This is a genomic window from Serratia sp. root2 (assembly GCF_031931805.1).
Classification (GTDB): Bacteria; Pseudomonadota; Gammaproteobacteria; order Enterobacterales; family Enterobacteriaceae; genus Serratia; species Serratia inhibens.
In genome coordinates this window covers 883,052-903,440 of record NZ_JAUJXB010000001.1, presented here as the reverse complement: position 1 = coordinate 903,440, position 20,389 = coordinate 883,052, and the positions used below count along the sequence as shown (strand labels likewise).

The following is a 20,389-nucleotide window of genomic DNA, read 5'->3' as shown; positions in this document are numbered from 1 at the left end:
TCAATGCTTGATGATGTACAGGTTTTTGTCGTACACGTTATCAAGCGGGTCTTGGCCGGTGTAACCACCAACATAAGGTTTCACCAGACGGGCATTCACATAGTAATAAACCGGAACGATGGCGGAGTCTTTATCCAGCTGAACTTCGGCTTTCTGATACAGCTCGGCGCGCTCTTCTTTGGTTTTCGCCGTCAACACGTTGGCCATCAGCTTGTCGAACTCCGCGCTCTTATAGTGCGGGGTATTACTGCTGCTGTCAGACAACATCATGTTCAGGAATGAGCTAGGTTCGTTGTAGTCCGCACACCAGCCGGCGCGAGATACGTCATAGGTACCCTGATGACGGGTATCCAGGAAGGTTTTCCACTCCTGGTTCACCAGCTTCACATCCACACCCAGGTTTTTCTTCCAGATGGAGGCGGCGGCAATCGCCAGCTTCTTGTGCAGATCTGAGGTGTTGTACAGCAGCGAGAAAGTCAGCGGTTTGCCTGGGCCGTAACCCGCGTCTGCCAGCAGTTTCTTCGCCACTTCGTTGCGTTTTTCCTGCGTCCAACCGAACCATTCAGGCGGAGTCAACTTGGCGCCATCGGTATAAGGCGGCGTGAAGCTGTAGGCAGGCAGGTCACCCTGGTTTTTCACTTTATTGGTGATGATGTCGCGGTCCAGGCCCAGTTTCAGCGCTTCACGTACGCGCTCATCGGTAAACGGCGCTTTCTGGTTGTTGATTTCGTAGTAATAGGTACACAGGTACGGATCAACATGAACTTCTTTCGGGATCTCTTTTTTCAGCTTCTGGAACAGCTCGATCGGCATGTTGTTGTAAGTCATGTCGATTTCACCGGTACGGTAGCGGTTAACGTCGGTCACTTCCGACGCAATTGGCAGGAACGTGACTTTATTAATGATGGTTTTCGCGTTGTCCCAATATTCCGGGTTACGTTCCAGTACGATGCGTTCGTTGACTACCCAATCTTTCAGTTTGTAAGCGCCGTTGCTGACGTAGTTGGCTGGTAGAGTCCACTTCTCGCCATACTTCTCTACGGCGTCTTTAAACACCGGTTTCATCGCGTAGTGCGGAGTCATTTCAACCAGGTAAGGTACCGGCTCGGTCAGGGTCACCTGGAAGGTGTGATCATCAATGGCTTTCACTCCCAGGGTAGATTTGTCTTTCTTCCCGGCAATGATGTCATCCACGTTTTCTACGTGGGCGTATTGCAGATAGCTGGCATAAGGGGATGCGGTTTTCGGATCCACCACGCGTTGCCAGCTATACACGAAATCTTGCGCCGTTACCGGTTTGCCGTTCGACCATTTCGCGTCCTTACGCAGGTGGAAGGTCCAGACTTTAAAATCTTTGTTATCCCAGCTTTCCGCCACACCCGGCACAATGGACCCATCCGGACTGTTGTTGGCCAGACCTTCCATCAGATCGCGCGTTACGTTATTTTCCGGCACGCCTTCGATTTTATGCGGATCCAGCGACTGTACTTCCGAACCGTTGTTTTTAACGATCTCTTGTTTCTCTGCCAGTTGCACGCCTGCAGGCACGACGGCAGCAATTGCGCTTCCGGTTGCTGTGATGCCTAGCGCAGCAAGGATGCCGGCGGCAAGGATGGTTTTTTTCGTGATGTTGGTCATTGATATACTCCAGTTTTTTATTATCACAGACTCATCGTGGAGCCTGCGTTGCCCGTGAGCGGACCTTGTTATACCGACTGCAGGTGAACGAATGCGGCAGACGGCCTTCCCTGTATTACTCACCGTTGTTGGCGTGGCGTAATACCCCTTTTACTGCTTGATGATGTACAGATTTTTTACGTCGGTATAATCCAGCGGATCTTTACCGGTAAAGCCCCCCACCGACGGCCTGATCAGGCGCGCGCTGACGCGGTAATACACCGGGACCAACGCCGAATCTTTATCCAACTGCGCTTCTGCCTGTTGGTAAATAGCGGCGCGTGCAGCCTCATCCGGCGCCTTCAGCGTACTCGCCATCAGGGCATCGAATGCCGGGCTCTTGTAGAAAATGGTGTTAATGCTGCTATTGGATACCACCAGATTCAGGAAGGCGCTTGGCTCGTTATAATCGCCGCACCAGGTTGCACGCGCCACGTCGTACTGACCTTGATGGCGGCTTTCCAGCGAGGTTTTCCACTCCTGATTGCGCAATGTGACATCCGCCCCGAGGTTTTTCTTCCACATCGAAGCCGCAGCGATCGCCTGTTGTTTGTTTTGATCTGAAGTGTTGTACAACAGCGTGAATTTCAAGGGTTTCTCCGCAGTGAAACCGGCTTGCGCCAACAGCTTTTTCGCTTCGGCATTACGCTGTTCCTGGCTCCAGCCCGCCCATTCCGGCGCGGTGAACCTGGCGCCATCGGTAAAGGTTGGGGTGAAGTTGTACGCCGGGATCTGGCCCTGGCCCATGATTTTGTTGGCGATGATGTCGCGATCGAGCGTTAGCTTCACCGCAGTGCGCACCCGGACGTCGGTAAAAGGTGCGCGCTGATTATTGATCTCGTAATAGAACGTGCACAGGAACGGGTTAACGTGCAGCTGCTCCGGGATTTCTTTTTTCATCTTCACGAACAGGTTCGGCGGAATAGCACTGTTGGTGATATCAATCTCACCGCTGCGGAAACGGTTGACGTCACTGACTTCTGAAGCGATCGGCAAGAACGTCGCCTGGTCGATGATCGTTTTCTTGTTGTTCCAGTAGGTCGGGTTGCGCTCAAGCACAATGCGCTCATTCACCACCCACTCTTTCAGGCGGTAAGCGCCATTGCCGACATAGTTGGCGGGCAATGTCCATTTGTCGCCAAACTTTTCAACTACCGCTCGTTTTACCGGTTTCAGCGAGGTATGGCTCAACATGCTGACAAAGTACGGCACCGGCTCACTCAGTTGAACCTGCAGCGTCTTGTCATCAATAGCCTTGACACCAAGGGTTTGCGGGCTTTTCTTGCCGGTCAGGATAGCGTCGACGTTTTCAATTTTGGCGTATTGCAAATAGCTGGCGTAGGGGGAGCCGATTTTGGGATCGACCAGACGCTGCCAGCTGTAGACAAAGTCCTGTGCGGTAACCGGGGAACCGTCGCTCCACACCGCATCCGCGCGCAGGTGGAAAGTCCAGGTTTTGAAATCCCGGTTTTCCCAGGTTACGGCGGCGGCCGGCACCACATGCCCATTGGCGTCGGTGCTGACCAATCCTTCCAGCAGGTTAAGGATGATATTGCTTTCAGGTGTTCCTTCGACCTTGTGCGGGTCCAATGAAGCGACTTCGCTGCCGTTGTTGATCACAATGTTTTGCTGTTGGGCCAATTGCACCCCGGCCGGGACATCGGCCGCCTGTACGGAATAAACGGCACTGAGACTCAGCATGCCGGCAAAGAACGTGGTCAACGGCGTGCGCTTCATTGTTTGCTGCATAGTCGAGGCTCCTTTTCACCAACAAGCATTGCTTATCGATATTCGTGAAGTATTTATAAGAATTCTAAATAACGGACACCAGCAAGAATCGTTCCCACTTTGACGACGCTTTGCAATTAATTAAGCGTATAAAGTTGCTCGGAAATTAGCAGAAGCTAAATTCCATAGCCAATAATTTTTACGAAAATGTTAAGCAATTCTCTTTTATTGACCAAAGTGCGATTTGCCGCATACCCGAGCAGGTAACCAAGGAGCATATCAACACAATGATTTTATTGATAAAAATTAAAAAAATCATTGTACAGGCTCCGCGAGACAGACCGGCAAGCACAACAAAGAAACATTCAGTTAACAAAGTGGCAGTTCAAAGAACAAACACCTGCTTATACGCGGTTAATCACTAATAACACCTGGATGAAAGCGAGACAAGCCCTACAGAATGATGTGACTAAATTAACAGCAGATTTGACGTTAGGCAGGCTATAAAGGGCAAAAAAGGCGCAAGATAAGGGTTAAAAATAACGCTTAGAGCTTTTATTGAGCAGTAAAGTGAGATTTATGCCACATAGTGGTGCAAGTGAAGAAAATTCATTCATATTACGCACTATATTAATGCGAGCTAATAATTAATTTTAATTTTTAAAATTAATTTGAGTCGCGAATTATCCTATTCGCGACTCACTGACCTGATTACAACAGCCCCGGGAATATGGCTTTAATACCGGTCACAATAAACTCGATACCCAATGCCATCAGCAGCAACCCCATAATACGGGTGATAACGTTGATGCCGGTTTGCCCCAGTAGACGCACCAGCAAAGGAGCGGCACGGAACAGCAACCAACAGCAGAAGGCAAACAATGCAATCGCCAGGCTAAAACCCAGCAGGTTTTGCCAGTTATGGTAGCGGGAACTCCAGACTATTGTAGAACTGATAGCGCCCGGCCCCGCCATCAGTGGCAACGCCAACGGCACTACGCCAATGCTTTCACGGATCGCGCTCTCTGATTTTTCTTGTTTGTTCTGTTTATCTTCACCCAACTTGCCGCTGATCATCGACATAGCGATGGTCACCACCAGAATGCCGCCGGCAATGCGGAACGAATCAATGGAGATGCCGAACATGCGCAAAATCCCTTCCCCCAGAAACAACGAGGTCCACAGAATAATGGCGACCGACAGGTTGGCGGTCATGTTCGTTTTATTGCGCCCGGCCGCTGCCTGATAGCTGGTCATACTGATAAACACCGGCAAAATGCCCACCGGGTTCACCAGCGCAAACAGGCCGACAAAAAATTTAATGTAGCCGGAAAAATCCAACAGAGATTGGCCCACAAATGACTCCGCTTAAATAGCTCTGAAAAGTGATACTGCCTACGCGCGCTAATGTAATGGAATTGCCACGGGTAATCCATTGGCCGAATGCAGCATTTTTATCCTTTAAGAACAAATAATCTGAAATAATTTGCTATTGTTAAATGAATGTACGGTTTATGATTTTTTATGTTTAAAAAACACGCCTGCCCTGCGGTTATCAAGAACAATTCTCAACAACTCAGGCTGAATGGTGTCAGCTTGCACTTTTCATGATTTAAATCACAAAATCGCTAACCAAGAGTAGTTAAGTTCTTAGTCGTAGTCAGGGAGTAGAACAGGTTAAGGAAAAAGAGGTATCTCTGTTCAGCCCGCCGTTTCTCCCCAGAAACCGTGGGAAAGCTCTTTAAGCAAATCAGCAGCATGCGTTGCTATTGTATGTAAAGCCCTTGTTTTTAAGCAGCATTTTCCGCTTGGGTGTCTATACTAGTTGCTCGCACGGCTTATTTACTGAAAGAGTTTAACATTATCAGGAGAGCATTATGGCTGTAACGAATGTCGCTGAACTGAACGAGCTAGTTGCACGTGTCAAAAAAGCCCAGCGCGAATATGCCAACTTCACTCAAGAGCAAGTTGATAAAATCTTCCGCGCTGCTGCCCTCGCCGCTGCCGATGCCCGTATTCCTCTGGCTAAAATGGCCGTTGCCGAGTCCGGCATGGGTATCGTTGAAGATAAAGTGATCAAAAACCACTTCGCTTCAGAGTATATCTACAACGCTTATAAAGATGAAAAAACCTGCGGTATCCTGTCCGAAGACGATACTTTCGGTACCATCACCATCGCCGAGCCTATCGGTCTGATTTGCGGTATCGTGCCGACCACCAACCCTACTTCTACGGCTATTTTCAAGGCGTTAATCAGCCTGAAAACCCGCAACGGCATTATCTTCTCTCCGCACCCACGTGCGAAAAACGCCACCAATAAAGCCGCGGATATCGTGCTGCAGGCAGCGATTGCCGCCGGGGCGCCAAAAGACATCGTCGGCTGGATTGACCAGCCTACCGTTGAACTGTCCAACCAGTTAATGCACCACCCGGACATCAACCTGATCCTCGCTACCGGCGGCCCTGGCATGGTGAAAGCCGCCTATAGCTCCGGCAAACCAGCCATCGGCGTCGGTGCCGGTAACACCCCGGTAGTGGTTGACGAAACTGCGGATATCAAACGCGTTGTTGCCTCGATCCTGATGTCTAAAACCTTCGACAGCGGTGTCATTTGCGCCTCCGAGCAGTCTGTCATCGTTGTGGACTCCATCTATGATGCAGTGCGTGAACGTTTCGCCTCCCATGGCGGCTACCTGCTGCAAGGCAAAGAGCTGAAAGCGGTCCAGGACATCATTCTGAAAAACGGCGGGCTGAACGCGGCCATCGTTGGACAGTCTGCACCGAAAATTGCCGAAATGGCCGGTATTAAAGTGCCCGCAAGCACCAAGGTGCTGATCGGTGAAGTGAAGCTGGTTGATGAATCCGAACCTTTCGCTCACGAGAAACTCTCTCCGACGCTGGCAATGTATCGTGCCAAAGACTTTGAAGACGCCGTCAGCAAAGCCGAAAAACTGGTCGCCATGGGCGGTATCGGCCATACGTCGTGCCTGTATACCGACCAGGATAACCAGCCGGAACGTGTTGCCTTCTTCGGCGACAAGATGAAAACCGCACGTATCCTGATCAACACCCCGGCATCTCAGGGGGGTATCGGTGACCTGTACAACTTTAAACTCGCTCCGTCATTGACGCTGGGCTGCGGTTCATGGGGGGGGAACTCCATCTCTGAAAACGTCGGTCCAAAACACCTGATCAACAAGAAAACTGTAGCGAAGCGAGCAGAAAACATGTTGTGGCATAAACTTCCGAAATCAATCTACTTCCGCCGTGGCTCACTGCCTATCGCGCTGGAAGAAGTAGCGACCGACGGGGCAAAACGCGCCTTCATTGTGACCGACCGCTACCTGTTCAATAACGGCTATGCAGACCAGATCACCACGGTTCTGAAATCGCACGGCATTGAAACAGAAGTATTCTTTGAGGTAGAAGCTGACCCAACGCTGTCCATCGTGCGCAAAGGCGCCGAGCAGATGAACTCCTTCAAGCCAGACGTGATCATCGCGTTGGGCGGCGGTTCACCGATGGATGCTGCGAAAATCATGTGGGTCTTGTACGAACACCCGGAAACCCATTTCGAAGACCTGGCGCTGCGCTTTATGGATATCCGTAAACGTATCTACAAGTTCCCGAAAATGGGCGTCAAAGCGAAAATGATTGCCGTCACCACCACCTCAGGCACCGGTTCTGAAGTCACGCCGTTTGCGGTAGTGACCGACGATGCGACCGGCCAGAAATACCCACTGGCTGACTATGCGCTGACGCCAGATATGGCGATCGTTGACGCCAATCTGGTGATGAACATGCCGAAATCGCTGTGTGCCTTCGGCGGCCTGGATGCGGTTACCCACGCGCTGGAAGCTTATGTTTCGGTACTGGCGAACGAATACTCTGACGGCCAGGCGCTGCAAGCGCTGAAATTGCTGAAAGAATATCTGCCTGCCAGCTATAAAGAAGGCGCCAAGAACCCGGTAGCCCGTGAGCGTGTGCACAACGCCGCAACCATTGCCGGTATCGCGTTTGCCAACGCCTTCCTGGGGGTTTGCCACTCCATGGCCCACAAACTGGGCTCTGAGTTCCACATCCCGCACGGCTTGGCCAACGCCATGTTGATCTCCAACGTCATTCGCTATAACGCGAACGACAATCCGACCAAGCAGACGGCTTTCAGCCAGTACGACCGCCCACAGGCACGTCGTCGCTACGCTGAGATCGCCGACCACCTCGGCCTGAGCGCCCCGGGCGACCGTACCGCGCAAAAAATCGAGAAACTGCTGGTATGGCTGGATGAGATCAAAACAGAGCTGGGCATCCCTGCTTCCATCCGTGAAGCCGGCGTGCAGGAAGCCGATTTCCTTGCGAAGGTCGACAAACTGTCCGAAGACGCTTTCGACGACCAATGTACCGGCGCCAACCCGCGTTATCCGCTGATTGCCGAACTGAAGCAAATCATGCTGGATACCTTCTACGGCCGTAAGTTCAGCGAAGCGGATGATGAAGAGGTTGTGGTTGCACCGGTTGCGGCCAAAGCGGAAAAAAAGTCCAAAAAATAACGGTTCATTGAGCCGACAAAAAACCGCCGAAAGGCGGTTTTTTTTATGCTGCGGGATAATCCACTCGACCTATCAGCTCAATAGCGCCAAAACGCCCCACAAAGCACGCTACGCCGCCCCAGAGGTTCACTCCTGCGTGTGTATGGCTTCCTTGTAATGTTTGCGACAAACGGACACATAGCTCTCGTTACCGCCTATCACCACCTGTTCACCCGCATGCATTGCCTGACCGCTTTCATCCAGCCTTAGCACCATATTCGCCTTGCGACCGCAATGGCAGATAGTTTTCAACTCCACCAGCTTATCCGCCCAGGCCAGCAAATATTGACTGCCCATGAACAGCTCACCCAGGAAGTCGGTGCGCAGCCCATAGCACAGCACCGGAATATCCAGTTGGTCAACTACGTCGCACAATTGCTCAACTTGCGCTTTCGTCAAGAATTGGCTTTCATCCAATAATACGCAGTGTACCGGCTGCTGCTGATGTTCCTGAGCAATCATGGTATAGAGCATGGAATCATTATTATAGAGCTGCGCCTGGGACGACAACCCGATGCGCGAACTCACCTTACCGACGCCAAAACGGTGATCGATTTCAGCAGTAAACACCAGCGTGCGCATACCACGTTCTTGATAGTTATATGAAGATTGTAACAGTGCGGTGGATTTTCCCGCATTCATAGCAGAATAATAAAAATAAAGTTGAGCCATGGGCCCGCAACTCCAATGGTATAAGAAATATTCAGACATTGATTCAAGCGCCAAGTGTACCATAAGCCGTCTGCCGGCTCATGCTCTCGGATCAATATCCCGGCAAAGGTAATAGCAGGCTTTCAAATGAAACATTTCGTTCTGACCCTGCACCTCTTTTACATCTATTTACAGGATAATCTTTGCCCGCCATCACTATTAATTGCCGCTAATGATTTGCCCTCAGCATTAATGGTTAAGCAGGTGGCGAGAAGCCGCTGCACCATCGCCCCCCCGCTGCAGGTTCAAATCTATTAGCCCCTCCGGGGTGACGCCGAGAAATTTAATGACATAAAACAGGCAAAGGCACAGTTCTTGACGTTATCTTTACCTGCATACCCCCATTGTTTACAATGTTTGCAGACTAAAACGCGTGATTGAACCCACAGAATTCATCGTAATATTGATATAAAACACAATTATAACTCAGCCATAAATGCCTTGCAGCCCCGTCAAACATAGTGCACCTGTTGAAAATTTGACTTAAAAATGGAGGTTGTAATACTTAACATCCCTACCTATATTAGTCGGACCGTTCCGATTAATCGTTTTTTTAAAGATAAATTTGAGTACTCCTTTCAATTTGGCTATTGCAGAAAAGAAAAGAGCACTCTATTATTATCCAGACGCCCCCCACCAATATAATTTGAGACTAGGACAATGAGCGAAGCATTAAAGATTTTGAACAACATCCGTACTCTACGCGCACAGGCAAGAGAATGCAGTCTGGAAACGCTGGAAGAGATGCTTGAAAAACTGGAAGTTGTTGTGAACGAACGTCGCGAAGAAGACAGCCAGGCTCAAGCAGAAGTGGAAGAACGCACTCGTAAATTGCAGCAATATCGTGAAATGCTGATTGCCGACGGTATTGACCCAAATGAACTGCTGCAAACTATGGCTGCAACTAAAGCTGCCGGTAAAGCCAAACGTGCAGCACGTCCAGCCAAATACCAATATAAAGACGAAAACGGCGAACTGAAAACCTGGACCGGCCAAGGCCGTACCCCAGCAGTGATTAAGAAAGCTATCGAAGAGCAAGGTAAATCCCTGGACGATTTCCTGCTGTAATAGCGTTTCGCTGCATGTTAAAAAGGCTCCCTTGAGGAGCCTTTTTGTTATGCGTATTTTCTGCGTCCCTGCCCCGCAGCTTAGCTTTTAGGCAAATATCCGATACACGCATAACCCCTTCACTCTTCTTATCCCTGATAACTACGGGGCACCCAGCCGTTTTTCCAAGTCATAAAAAAAGGGGCCATAGCCCCTTAATAACATTGCTCATCTGTTCAATTACTGAACCGTATAAAATGACTTATACCACTCAACAAAGCGTTTCACGCCTTCTTCAACGCTGGTTTCCGGTTTGAAGCCGATGACACGATAAAGATCGGCGGTATCGGCACTGGTATCTAAAACGTCACCAGGTTGCATCGGCAGCATATTCTTGTGCGCCTCAATCCCTAACGCCTGCTCCAGTGCGTGAATATATTCCATCAGCTTCACTGGGCTGCTATTGCCGATATTATAGACATGGTATGGTGCAGAACTGGTCGCCGGTGAACCCTGCTCGACCGTCCATGCTGCATCCGCTTGAGGAATAACCGCCTGCAACCGCACAATAGCCTCAGCAATGTCGTCAATGTAGGTAAAGTCACGGTGCATCTCACCGTGGTTATATACATCGATACTTTCGCCCGCCAATATGGCCTTGGTAAATTTAAACAATGCCATATCTGGACGGCCCCATGGGCCATATACGGTAAAGAAGCGCAGACCTGTGGTCGGAATACCATATAAATGGGAATAGCTGTGCGACATCAGCTCATTGGCTTTTTTGGTGGCCGCATACAATGACACCGGATGATCAACAGAGTCTTCTGTCGAAAATGGCAGTTTGCGGTTCAGACCGTATACCGAACTGGAAGAGGCATATAACAGATGCTCAACTTTATTGTGGCGACACCCTTCCAGCACGTTTAAATGCCCAATGAGATTGGCATCCGCGTAGGCCAGAGGATTTTCCAGCGAATAACGCACGCCCGCCTGTGCACCAAGATGAATCACCCGTTGAAACTTCTGCTCTGCAAACAGCTCCGCCATACCTTCGCGATCGGCCAGGTCCAGCTTAATAAACTGAAAGTCGGATTTATCTGAAAGCAATTCAAGGCGGGCCATTTTCAGGCCCACATCGTAATAATCATTCAGATTGTCGATACCCACAACCTGATGCCCGCCAGCCAATAAACGCTCGGCAACGTGATAACCAATAAACCCTGCAGCGCCCGTAACCAGAAATTTCATGTTAACCCCTTAGATAACCGGCTGAATGGAAGCGCCACGGCCGATTGCATAATACGTGAAACCACGGCTTTCCAGACGTTCCGGATCAAACAGGTTACGGCCGTCAAAGATTACCGGCTGTTTCAGAGTACCTTTAATCACGTCGAAGTCAGGCGCGCGGAAGTTCTGCCATTCGGTACAGATAACCAGAGCGTCAGCACCTTGCAGCGCAGCTTCTTTGGTACCTACCAACTTCAGGTCATCACGCTGACCATAGATACGCTGAACTTCGTTCATAGCCTCTGGATCGAAGGCCTGAACGATAGCACCCGCCTCCCACAGCTGCTCCATCAACACACGGCTGGATGCCTCACGCATGTCGTCGGTATTCGGCTTGAATGCCAGCCCCCACAATGCGAAGGTTTTGCCTTTCAGATCTTCACCGAAGTGATGTTTGATAAATTTGGTCAGCTTATATTTTTGCTGATAGTTAACCTGCTCTACCGCCTGCAGCAGTTTTGGCTGGTAGCCAATATGCTCCGCGGTGCGGATCAGCGCTTGAACGTCTTTCGGGAAACAGGAACCGCCGTAACCACAGCCAGGGTAAATGAAGTGGTAACCGATACGCGAGTCAGAACCGATCCCCTGACGCACTTTCTCAATATCAGCTCCCAGCATTTCAGCCAGGTTAGACATTTCGTTCATAAAGCTGATCTTGGTCGCCAGCATGCAGTTGGCGGCATATTTGGTCAGCTCGGCGCTGCGGATATCCATCATGATCATACGATCGTGATTGCGGTTGAACGGCTCGTAAAGCTCACGGATTGGCTCGATAACCTCTTTGTTATCGGTACCGATGACAATACGCTCCGGACGCATGCAGTCCGCAACCGCCGCGCCTTCTTTCAGGAACTCCGGATTGGAAACCACGTCGAATGGCACTGTGCTACCGCGTTTCTTCAGGGTTTCTTCCATCACCTGGCGGACTTTATCTGCGGTACCGACCGGAACCGTAGATTTATCGATCACCACTTTGCGATCGGTCATATGTTCCGCGATGGTGCGCGCTACGGCAGTCACGTATTTCAGATCGGCAGAGCCGTCTTCGTCCGGTGGCGTCCCCACTGCAATAAACTGAATGGTGCCATGTGCAACGCCGGCTTTGGCATCAGTGGTGAAGTGCAAACGCCCAGCTTCAAAGTTCTGTTGCACCAACGGCGTCAGACCAGGTTCAAAAATAGGGATATTCCCTTTTTTCAGGTTTTCGACTTTACGCTCGTCTACATCAATACACATAACGTCATGACCGACTTCGGCCAGTACCGCAGCCTGCACCAGGCCAACATAGCCAATACCAAAAACTGTTACTTTCATGGGAAAATCCTAGTTTTTCAAATTAAGACGAAAGATAAATAAATTACTTCTTATCAGCGGCCAGCAACTGTTGCAACCACTGAGAAAATTCTTTGCCAAGGCTGGCATGGCGCAGGCCATACTCGACGAAAGCCTGCATGTAGCCCAGCTTGTTGCCGCAGTCATGGCTCACCCCTTTGAGGTGGTAGGCTTCTACCGTTTCCTGTTGCATCAGCATTTCAATGCTATCGGTAAGCTGAATCTCTCCGCCGGCACCCGGAGGCGTTTTTGCCAGCAACGGCCAGATATCGGCAGAAAGTACATAACGGCCCACAATGGCCAGATTTGACGGCGCGTCTTCTGGCGAGGGTTTCTCCACCACGCTAACCATCGGAGCGCTTTCACCCGCCTGCAGTTGATAGCCCTTGCAATCCGCTACGCCATAATTGCCGACATCTTTCTGCGGCACAGGCTCGACCATGATCTGGCTGATACCGGTTTGTTCGAACCGCTGCAGCATTTCGTGCAAATTGTCTCTTTTCAGATCGGCGCTGTATTCATCAAGGATCACGTCCGGCAAAATTACGGCAACCGGCTCATCACCCACCAACGGATAAGCGCACATGATGGCGTGCCCAAGGCCTTTCGCTACGCCCTGACGCACTTGCATCACGGTGACGCCCTTTGGGCAGATAGACTGAACTTCATCCAGCAACTGACGTTTAACACGTTTTTCCAACATCGCTTCCAGCTCAAAACTGGTATCGAAATGGTTTTCAATCGAATTTTTGGAGGAGTGGGTTACCAGCACAATTTCATTAATCCCTGCCGCAATGCATTCATTGACCACGTACTGGATCAATGGCTTGTCAACCAGCGGCAACATTTCTTTTGGGATGGCTTTTGTCGCCGGCAACATTCGTGTTCCCAAGCCTGCAACCGGGATCACTGCTTTTCTGACTTTACGATTTACAGCAGGCATTATTTCCTCTCTCTAATAGCGCTCGTTTTATGAGCTTCATCTGCCACACAAAAAACCTTCGGAGTATACCAGCTTATGTCTGCCTGGCATTAGTCTGAGCGCAAATAGAAAAAATTTAGGACAATTACCTAATCAGATTTTTTGAGATAAAAATAAGCAGGTTCAATATTTGAATTTCAAATAACATTTTACAACTGCTTACTGTTCGGCGCTGAGCATCAGCCTCAGCCTGCCCCCAGAGCCCCAGACCTGGCACTGCCAGGCGGAACAATGCTGGCTGATTTGGTTCATGTAGGTTGCGCCCAGCATGCCCAAAGGCACACCGTTGCTCAGTTGGATTTGATTGTCACCGGTATTCACATTGGCATGCAGGCCGGCGGAAACCAGAATCAGGTTTTTATATTCGGCGTGATAATAACCGACCAACAACGGGAATTGCCCTTCCAGCTTGCCTTGTCGCAATAATTGATTAACTTGCTTTAACAATGCCGTCATTTGCGGTAACCGATGACGCTGATTAGCTAAATGATCCTGCAATAATCCATTAAATAAAGCCCGCAGCAACAGTGCCGCCAATACGCCATTATCGCCGGCACGAGTTACATCCAGGCAATAGAAAGCGAGATCCTTATCCGACAACGCTGCTATATCCAACACCAGGCCCGGATTCTCGCTGGTGGTTAATTGGCGATAATTGATCCGACAATGAGCTACGGTCTGTTGCACTGGCGGCTGAAGTTGTTTGAGCAATTTTACCGCTTCAGAAGGATTTTTACTCAGCGCATCCCAATCTTTGAACAGGTCGGCTTCTTCCAGAGCCGGGGAGGTAAACATATTGGGATACAAACACCCCAATACCGCCTCACGCAGCCGGTTGAGATCGGCCACCGGTTTTAGCAACACATCCTGGACGCCCAATCGCAATACTTTGGCAATATCCGCCATTTTATCCGTAGCCGAAATCACCAGCACAGGGATTTGCACGCCTTGCAGCCGCAGATGTTCGACAAATTCGATTCCCCCCATTTCCGGCATGGCAAGATCGCACAAGATTAAATCGGGATGAACATCGTCTACGGCACTCAGCGCCTGCAAACCATTGGTCGCTTCACTGGTCTCCGCCCCCAACGATTTCAAATAGCCGACAAGCACGGAACGAAACACCAGTTCGTCCTCAACGACCAAAATGCGCTTGTGAGTGAATGGTAATGCCATCAGCCGAGCCTCTTCCCTTTTCATAGTGTAATAGTGGCTCAAAAAGGTCATTTACGCTTGCCGGAAAATTTCCCAACCGCACGTTGCGCCCTCTGGAACCGGCAGTTATTTATTTTTTATCAATGGCAACAACATATCGATCTGTTTTTCCACCGCCAGTTGACCAGCTTCAATCGCCTCATGAGCGCGGTGAAAGTCCAGCGTTGAAATCTGTGGGCAATAAGGTTGGATCAATACATCGGGAGGATCCCCTGCCATACGGTTGCGTTTCAGACGATTCTCCAACACCTGTATCGAAGTCCCCATGATTTCCATCGCCGTTGGCGTGAAATTGGGCTTTCTCAACGTCATCTTACCGATTCGCTCCCGCAAACGCCCCCGCCAGTTACGGGCAGGAAGCTCGTTCGGCTCTTGCTCATCATGACGGACCGAGAACAAATCCTGCTGCATCAAATGCGCATCATGTTGCAGATCAACGGCGATGACGATGTCGGCGCCCATCGCGCGGGTTAACGAGATGGGGACCGGGTTTACCACGGCGCCATCCACCAGCCAATAGCCGTCGAACCACACCGGCGCCAACAAACCGGGCATGCTGCATGAAGCACGCACCGCCTGATGAATATCCCCTTTCGTCAACCACAGCTCCCGCCCAGTACTCAGATTAGTCGCTACGGCACCAAATTTCAGCGAGCACTCGGCAATATCATCGATCTTTAACAACTGTCCCACCACATTGAAGACCCGTTCACCCCGCAACAACCCGCCCCGCTGCCAGGACAAATCCATCAGCCGAATGACATCCCAATAGCTGAACGAACGCACCCACGTTTCCATGGCCGGCAAACGATGGCAGGCAAATGCGGCGCCGACTAACGCGCCAACCGAGCAACCGGCTACTATATCGACCTCAACGCCCATTTTCTTTAGCGCATTGATAACGCCGATATGCGCCCAGCCTTTGGCTGCCCCCGCCCCCAATGCCAACCCCACTTTAATTTGTCGCATAACGTCTGCCCTTTGCCCGGTGAATTGTATCAAACCAGCCGTCAGCGTAGATTGTCACGACCGAATAATGTTAGGTAACATATGCGCTAAATTCTTTTCATCATAATTGGCCCGTTCTTTTGCGTTCCGGCCATTTTAGGAGCTACCTTGCCTGAATTATGCCCCTGCGGCGGCGGTCTGGAGTATAGCGCATGCTGCAAACCCTACATTAACGGGGTCAGACCCGCTCCCACGCCAGGCACGTTAATGCGCTCGCGCTTTACCGCCTATGTGAAACACAACGTTGATTATCTGATTGCCACCTGGCATCCCGATTGCCACGCCGGTGAGTGGCGCAAGTCCATCGTCGACAGCTTCAAAGGCACCGAATGGCTTGGCCTGACCGTGGTGGAAGAAAGGGAAGGCCATGATGCCGGGGAAGGTTTTGTAGAATTCGTTGCGCGCTTCGTTGACACCGGCAGCGACGAACACAAGGCGATGCATGAGCGTTCGCGCTTCCTTCAGTTTGACCAACGCTGGTACTATATTGACGGAACCAAACCCCAGCCTGGCAGAAATGCAATTTGCCCCTGTGGTTCAGGTAAAAAATATAAAAAGTGCTGCGGGCGCTAGCCAATTATCACTGTGCCCCCATAGAGTTCGAGCCACGGCCGACAAAGCTTCGGCTTGAAGATGAAGACTATAAAAACTCTCGCCTGCACAGACAGGACGTTCAGTATCAGACAGGATCCTCATTCCCATGCCACACCAAAATGTACAAAGAAAAGTTTTGCGCACCATTTGTCCGGATGCCAAAGGCCTGATCGCCAAGATCACCAACATTTGCTACAAACATGAACTCAATATTGTTCAAAACAATGAGTTTGTTGATCACCGTACCGGACGTTTCTTTATGCGTACCGAACTGGAAGGCATCTTCAATGACACCACGCTGTTGGCAGATCTCGACAGTGCGCTGCCGACAGGCTCCGTTCGCGAACTGCACAACTCCGGCCGTCGCCGCATTGTGGTGCTGGTGACCAAAGAAGCACATTGCCTGGGCGATTTGCTGATGAAAAGCGCATACGGCGGCCTGGATGTAGAGATTGCGGCAGTTATCGGCAACCACGATACGCTGCAAACACTGGTGGAACGCTTCGATATTCCGTTTCATCTGGTCAGCCATGAAGGGCTCACGCGCGACCAGCACGATCAAAAAATGGTGGCCCAGATCGACCAATATCAGCCGGATTACGTGGTGCTGGCCAAATATATGCGCGTGCTGACTCCGGCATTCGTTCAGCACTACCCGAACCAGGTGATCAATATCCACCATTCGTTCCTGCCGGCCTTTATTGGCGCGCGGCCTTATCATCAGGCTTATGAACGCGGAGTAAAAATCATCGGCGCTACCGCGCACTACGTTAACGATAATCTGGATGAAGGCCCGATCATCATGCAGGACGTGATTCATGTTGATCACACTTACTCTGCTGAAGATATGATGCGTGCCGGGCGTGACGTTGAGAAAAATGCGCTCAGCCGCGCGTTGTATCATGTGTTGGCGCAGCGAGTATTTGTTTACGGTAACCGAACGGTTATTCTGTAATGGATTGATATACCGCATAAATTTCAAGTTGCAGCCGGGAGGCCAACTCGCTAGTCCCCAGGTATTGCAGGCGCTAATCTATTCGCACTCCTGGGGTAAGCAAGCGCAGCCAAAAATGCTGCCACTTGAAAGGTCTGGGGTATAAAGCGGCGCCTTTCGTTCAGGAATGCACCGTCGCGGGCAAAAAAACGACAAACGATTCATTTTCTGCATTTCAATACTTTACACACGCGTTTCATTTGATATGATGCGCCCCGCTTACCGAGACAGACGTTTCGCAAGCAAGGCCAGTGGTGGGGTTCCCGAGCGGCCAAAGGGAGCAGACTGTAAATCTGCCGTCACAGACTTCGAAGGTTCGAATCCTTCCCCCACCACCATCTTCTCTCTGTTGATGAGAGCACAGCGAAAGCTGAAGCTACATAAAACACCGAGGGGGAGGATGAGAAGCTTCGACAAGGTTCGAGTCTCACACAGTGAGACAACGTGCTTTAGCGCGGCCCGAAGGGTGAGGAACGAAGAGACGAATAATCCTTCCCCCACCACCATCTTCTCTCTGTTGATGAGAGCACAGCGAAAGCTGAAGCCGAATTAAACACTGAGGAGAAAAAGAAACCGGCCAGGTTTCTTCTGGGTAAAACCGGAACGACAATTTGTAAATCCATGAATATCATGGTGGGGTTCCCGAGCGGCCAAAGGGAGCAGACTGTAAATCTGCCGTCACAGACTTCGAAGGTTCGAATCCTTCCCCCACCACCATCCTTGCATACCCCTATGAACTTGAATCAAACCTGGTTGCAACCTGTCATTCCCTATCGGGGAAGGATGAGAAGCTTCGACAAGGTTCGAGTCTCACATCGTGAGACAACGCGCTTCAGCGCGGCCCGCAGGGTGAGTCGCGCAGCGGCGAATAATCCTTCCCCCACCACCATCCTTGTATACCCCTCCGAGCTTGAATCAAACCTGGTTGCAATCCGTCATTCCCTATCGGGGAAGGATGAGAAGCTTCGACAAGGTTCGAGTCTCACATCGTGAGACAACGCGCTTCAGCGCGGCCCGCAGGGTGAGTCGCACAGCGGCGAATAATCCTTCCCCCACCACCATCCTTGTATACCCCTCCGAGCTTGAATCAAACCTGGTTGCAATCCGTCATTCCCTATCGGGGAAGGATGAGAAGCTTCGACAAGAGCAGTCCGTTCTACTTCTCATCAAAATAGTTGCACGTCACATTTATCAGTTACCTTAACCATTTACCTCAGGCTCAACTTGAACTCCAGCCAACAATTCGCTATACCACTGACTTCTTTAATGCAGTAAGGAAAAAAGTGCATGCGTAACAATATCTGCGTTTTTTGTGGCGCCAGCGAAGGCGTTAACCCTGCTTATGCCGATAATGCTCGGCAATTGGGCCGAGCGCTTGCTACCCAGGGCAGACGCCTGATCTATGGCGGCGGTAAAAAAGGGCTAATGGGCATTGTGGCGGACGCAGTGCTTGAAGCCGGTGGGGAAGCCGTGGGTATTATCCCTCAACGGCTGGTAGAAGCAGAAACCGCGCATCGTAGTCTGACCGAGCTGGAAGTCGTGCCAGACATGCACACCCGCAAGGCACGCATGGCGGCCCTGGCGGACGGTTTTATCGCCCTGCCCGGCGGTATTGGTACCCTGGAAGAACTGTTCGAGATCTGGACCTGGGGCCAGATCGGTTATCACAGTAAGCCGGTTGGCCTGCTGGATGTAAATGGATTCTATCGACCGTTAAACAATTTCCTGCTGCACGTAGCCGATCAGGGCTTTATGCGCCATGACTACCTCGGTACCCTGCACCTCAGCGAATCACCATATACCCTGCTGCAACAATTCGACGATTATCAACCGAAAAATTACGATCGCTGGGCAAAATAATCCCATCCCGCTGGCGGCAAGTGCCGCCGGCCTGCGTTACATTTCCGGCCAAACTCTGCTACTATCTCAACACATTTTTCTCGCGAAAACGGCACCGCTCATGAAGTTTGTCTCTTTCAATATCAATGGACTGCGCGCGCGTCCGCATCAACTGTCCGCAATTATCGAACAGCATCAACCCGACGTGATTGGCCTGCAGGAAACCAAAGTTCACGATGACATGTTCCCACTGGAAGAAGTCAGCCAGCATGGCTATCACGTGTTCTATCACGGCCAAAAAGGCCACTACGGCGTCGCACTGCTGACTAAAGACGAGCCGATTGCCGTACGCCGCGGGTTCCCTACCGACGATGACGACGCACAGCGTCGCATCATCATGGCCGATCTGGCTACGCCTCAAGGCACATTGACCGTCATTAATGGCTATTTTCCGCAGGGAGAAAGCCGTGACCATCCGATCAAGTTCCCGGCCAAATCACGCTTCTATCAGGATCTGCAAAACTATCTGGAGCAGCAACTGTCCGTGGAGTCACCGGTGCTGGTGATGGGCGACGTAAATATCAGCCCAAGTGATTACGATATCGGTATCGGTGAAGAAAGCCGTAAACGTTGGTTGCGTACCGGCAAATGTTCTTTCCTTCCGGAAGAGCGTGAATGGATGGACCGCTTGCTGAGCTGGGGTCTGGTGGATACCTACCGCCATGCCAATCCAGAACGCAACGATGAGTTCTCGTGGTTCGATTACCGCTCACGCGGCTTCGACGAGAACCGGGGTCTACGCATCGACCTGCTGCTGGCCAGCACGCCGCTGGCAGCGCGCTGCACCGCAACCGGCATCGATTATCAGATTCGCGGAATGGAAAAACCTTCAGACCACGCCCCGGTCTGGGCTGAATTCTCGCTGTAACTCCTCCAACCCCGGCAGCAGCCGGGGTTTCACAATGTGGTATGCATGAAAATCATCGACGTCGTCGCCGCCATCATTGAAAAGAATGGCAAAATTTTACTGGCCCAACGTGATGCAAACAGCGATCAGGCCGGGTTGTGGGAGTTTCCCGGCGGCAAGGTTGAAGAAGGCGAAAGCCAGCCGCAGGCGCTGGCACGTGAATTGGATGAAGAGTTGGGGATTATGGCGAGCGTAGGGAATTACGTCGCCAGCAACCAGTGGCAGCACGACGAACGCATTATCCGGCTGCATGCCTGGCGTATTGAGGTATTCAGCGGTGAATTACAAAATCGCTGCCATTCTGATTTTGCCTGGCTAACACCGGAACAGGCAGGCGACTATTCACTGGCCCCGGCGGATGTGCCGCTGTTAGCCGCTTATATTGCCTCTTTGCCACCTAAAAACTGACCGCCTGG

16 protein-coding genes, 2 tRNA genes and 3 other RNA genes are annotated in these 20,389 nt (G+C 51.0%); 12 read left to right on the top strand and 9 right to left on the bottom strand.

Translation table 11 applies throughout. The features are described from left to right. The 3 genes from oppA to QZQ97_RS04255 all read right to left on the bottom strand — a co-directional run bounded on the left by oppA (position 1) and on the right by QZQ97_RS04255 (position 4,761). A complete protein-coding gene (gene oppA, locus QZQ97_RS04265) occupies positions 1-1,638 on the bottom strand; it encodes an oligopeptide ABC transporter substrate-binding protein OppA (RefSeq protein ID WP_311992389.1) in 1,638 nt (545 codons plus the stop codon). A 150-nt stretch (positions 1,639-1,788) separates the two neighbouring features. Further along, positions 1,789-3,426, bottom strand: coding sequence for an ABC transporter substrate-binding protein (locus QZQ97_RS04260; protein WP_311992388.1), 1,638 nt, complete (start codon positions 3,424-3,426; stop codon positions 1,789-1,791). 690 nt (positions 3,427-4,116) lie between these two features. Then, on the bottom strand, positions 4,117-4,761 hold the full coding sequence (locus QZQ97_RS04255; protein ID WP_043912971.1) for a YchE family NAAT transporter: 645 nt from the start codon (positions 4,759-4,761) through the stop codon (positions 4,117-4,119). A 521-nt stretch (positions 4,762-5,282) separates the two neighbouring features. On the opposite strand from QZQ97_RS04255, the gene adhE reads away from it, so the two are divergent. Further along, positions 5,283-7,955: a bifunctional acetaldehyde-CoA/alcohol dehydrogenase gene (gene adhE / locus QZQ97_RS04250; protein WP_311992386.1), complete on the top strand. Its 2,673-nt coding sequence runs from the start codon at positions 5,283-5,285 to the stop codon at positions 7,953-7,955. A gap of 126 nt (positions 7,956-8,081) precedes the next feature. Here the strand turns inward: adhE and QZQ97_RS04245 are convergent, their stop codons facing one another. Next, positions 8,082-8,666: a thymidine kinase gene (locus QZQ97_RS04245; RefSeq protein WP_311992385.1), complete on the bottom strand. Its 585-nt coding sequence runs from the start codon at positions 8,664-8,666 to the stop codon at positions 8,082-8,084. A 699-nt stretch (positions 8,667-9,365) separates the two neighbouring features. Here QZQ97_RS04245 and hns point away from each other — a divergent pair. After that, on the top strand, positions 9,366-9,773 hold the full coding sequence (gene hns, locus QZQ97_RS04240; protein WP_006321188.1) for a histone-like nucleoid-structuring protein H-NS: 408 nt from the start codon (positions 9,366-9,368) through the stop codon (positions 9,771-9,773). Between the two features lie 219 nt (positions 9,774-9,992). Here hns and QZQ97_RS04235 read toward each other — a convergent pair whose 3' ends face one another. The 5 genes from QZQ97_RS04235 to rssA form a co-directional block, all read right to left on the bottom strand. Next, positions 9,993-11,003, bottom strand: coding sequence for an NAD-dependent epimerase (locus QZQ97_RS04235; protein ID WP_311992384.1), 1,011 nt, complete (start codon positions 11,001-11,003; stop codon positions 9,993-9,995). 9 nt (positions 11,004-11,012) lie between these two features. Further along, on the bottom strand, positions 11,013-12,356 hold the full coding sequence (locus QZQ97_RS04230; protein ID WP_311992383.1) for a UDP-glucose dehydrogenase family protein: 1,344 nt from the start codon (positions 12,354-12,356) through the stop codon (positions 11,013-11,015). 43 nt (positions 12,357-12,399) lie between these two features. Further along, on the bottom strand, positions 12,400-13,317 hold the full coding sequence (galU, locus tag QZQ97_RS04225) for a UTP--glucose-1-phosphate uridylyltransferase GalU (RefSeq protein WP_311992382.1): 918 nt from the start codon (positions 13,315-13,317) through the stop codon (positions 12,400-12,402). 198 nt (positions 13,318-13,515) lie between these two features. Then, positions 13,516-14,532, bottom strand: a complete 1,017-nt coding sequence (gene rssB, locus QZQ97_RS04220) for a two-component system response regulator RssB (RefSeq protein ID WP_311992381.1) — start codon at positions 14,530-14,532, stop codon at positions 13,516-13,518. Positions 14,533-14,637: 105 nt separating this feature from the next. Then, positions 14,638-15,540, bottom strand: a complete 903-nt coding sequence (gene rssA, locus QZQ97_RS04215) for a patatin-like phospholipase RssA (RefSeq protein WP_311992380.1) — start codon at positions 15,538-15,540, stop codon at positions 14,638-14,640. Positions 15,541-15,687: 147 nt separating this feature from the next. Between rssA and QZQ97_RS04210 the strand changes: the two genes are divergently transcribed. The 10 genes from QZQ97_RS04210 (at position 15,688) to QZQ97_RS04165 (ending at position 20,381) form a co-directional block, all read left to right on the top strand. After that, the gene (locus QZQ97_RS04210) at positions 15,688-16,152 is read left to right on the top strand and encodes a YchJ family protein (RefSeq protein ID WP_311992379.1); all 465 of its coding nucleotides are present in this window, start codon (positions 15,688-15,690) and stop codon (positions 16,150-16,152) included. A 127-nt stretch (positions 16,153-16,279) separates the two neighbouring features. Then, positions 16,280-17,128, top strand: a complete 849-nt coding sequence (purU, locus tag QZQ97_RS04205; RefSeq protein ID WP_311992378.1) for a formyltetrahydrofolate deformylase — start codon at positions 16,280-16,282, stop codon at positions 17,126-17,128. A gap of 292 nt (positions 17,129-17,420) precedes the next feature. Beyond that, positions 17,421-17,505, top strand: a tRNA-Tyr gene (locus tag QZQ97_RS04200). 41 nt (positions 17,506-17,546) lie between these two features. After that, positions 17,547-17,673, top strand: a non-coding RNA gene (locus tag QZQ97_RS04195) — RtT sRNA. Positions 17,674-17,799: 126 nt separating this feature from the next. Then, a tRNA-Tyr gene (locus QZQ97_RS04190) sits at positions 17,800-17,884 on the top strand. A 45-nt stretch (positions 17,885-17,929) separates the two neighbouring features. Beyond that, a non-coding RNA gene (locus QZQ97_RS04185) (RtT sRNA) lies at positions 17,930-18,056 on the top strand. A 45-nt stretch (positions 18,057-18,101) separates the two neighbouring features. After that, a non-coding RNA gene (locus tag QZQ97_RS04180) (RtT sRNA) lies at positions 18,102-18,228 on the top strand. Positions 18,229-18,454: 226 nt separating this feature from the next. Next, positions 18,455-19,027 (top strand): TIGR00730 family Rossman fold protein, encoded by a 573-nt coding sequence (locus QZQ97_RS04175; RefSeq protein ID WP_311992377.1) that lies wholly within the window; start codon positions 18,455-18,457, stop codon positions 19,025-19,027. A 100-nt stretch (positions 19,028-19,127) separates the two neighbouring features. Continuing rightward, positions 19,128-19,934 carry an exodeoxyribonuclease III gene (gene xthA, locus QZQ97_RS04170; protein WP_006322599.1) on the top strand — a complete coding sequence of 269 codons (807 nt, stop codon included), beginning with the start codon at positions 19,128-19,130 and terminating at the stop codon, positions 19,932-19,934. Between the two features lie 45 nt (positions 19,935-19,979). Continuing rightward, the gene (locus tag QZQ97_RS04165) at positions 19,980-20,381 is read left to right on the top strand and encodes a pyrimidine (deoxy)nucleoside triphosphate diphosphatase (RefSeq protein WP_311992376.1); all 402 of its coding nucleotides are present in this window, start codon (positions 19,980-19,982) and stop codon (positions 20,379-20,381) included. The last annotated feature ends 8 nt before the right edge of the window (positions 20,382-20,389 follow it).

Excerpts from the sequence above, each read along its gene's own strand:
- oppA (WP_311992389.1), bottom strand. The coding sequence starts at position 1,638 with ATGACCAACATCACGAAAAAAACCATCCTTGCCGCCGGCATCCTTGCT.
- QZQ97_RS04260 (WP_311992388.1), bottom strand. The coding sequence starts at position 3,426 with ATGCAGCAAACAATGAAGCGCACGCCGTTGACCACGTTCTTTGCCGGC.
- adhE (WP_311992386.1), top strand. The coding sequence starts at position 5,283 with ATGGCTGTAACGAATGTCGCTGAACTGAACGAGCTAGTTGCACGTGTC.
- QZQ97_RS04245 (WP_311992385.1), bottom strand. The coding sequence starts at position 8,666 with ATGGCTCAACTTTATTTTTATTATTCTGCTATGAATGCGGGAAAATCC.
- hns (WP_006321188.1), top strand. The coding sequence starts at position 9,366 with ATGAGCGAAGCATTAAAGATTTTGAACAACATCCGTACTCTACGCGCA.
- QZQ97_RS04235 (WP_311992384.1), bottom strand. The coding sequence starts at position 11,003 with ATGAAATTTCTGGTTACGGGCGCTGCAGGGTTTATTGGTTATCACGTT.
- QZQ97_RS04230 (WP_311992383.1), bottom strand. The coding sequence starts at position 12,356 with ATGAAAGTAACAGTTTTTGGTATTGGCTATGTTGGCCTGGTGCAGGCT.
- galU (WP_311992382.1), bottom strand. The coding sequence starts at position 13,317 with ATGCCTGCTGTAAATCGTAAAGTCAGAAAAGCAGTGATCCCGGTTGCA.
- rssB (WP_311992381.1), bottom strand. The coding sequence starts at position 14,532 with ATGGCATTACCATTCACTCACAAGCGCATTTTGGTCGTTGAGGACGAA.
- rssA (WP_311992380.1), bottom strand. The coding sequence starts at position 15,540 with ATGCGACAAATTAAAGTGGGGTTGGCATTGGGGGCGGGGGCAGCCAAA.
- purU (WP_311992378.1), top strand. The coding sequence starts at position 16,280 with ATGCCACACCAAAATGTACAAAGAAAAGTTTTGCGCACCATTTGTCCG.
- QZQ97_RS04175 (WP_311992377.1), top strand. The coding sequence starts at position 18,455 with ATGCGTAACAATATCTGCGTTTTTTGTGGCGCCAGCGAAGGCGTTAAC.
- xthA (WP_006322599.1), top strand. The coding sequence starts at position 19,128 with ATGAAGTTTGTCTCTTTCAATATCAATGGACTGCGCGCGCGTCCGCAT.
- QZQ97_RS04165 (WP_311992376.1), top strand. The coding sequence starts at position 19,980 with ATGAAAATCATCGACGTCGTCGCCGCCATCATTGAAAAGAATGGCAAA.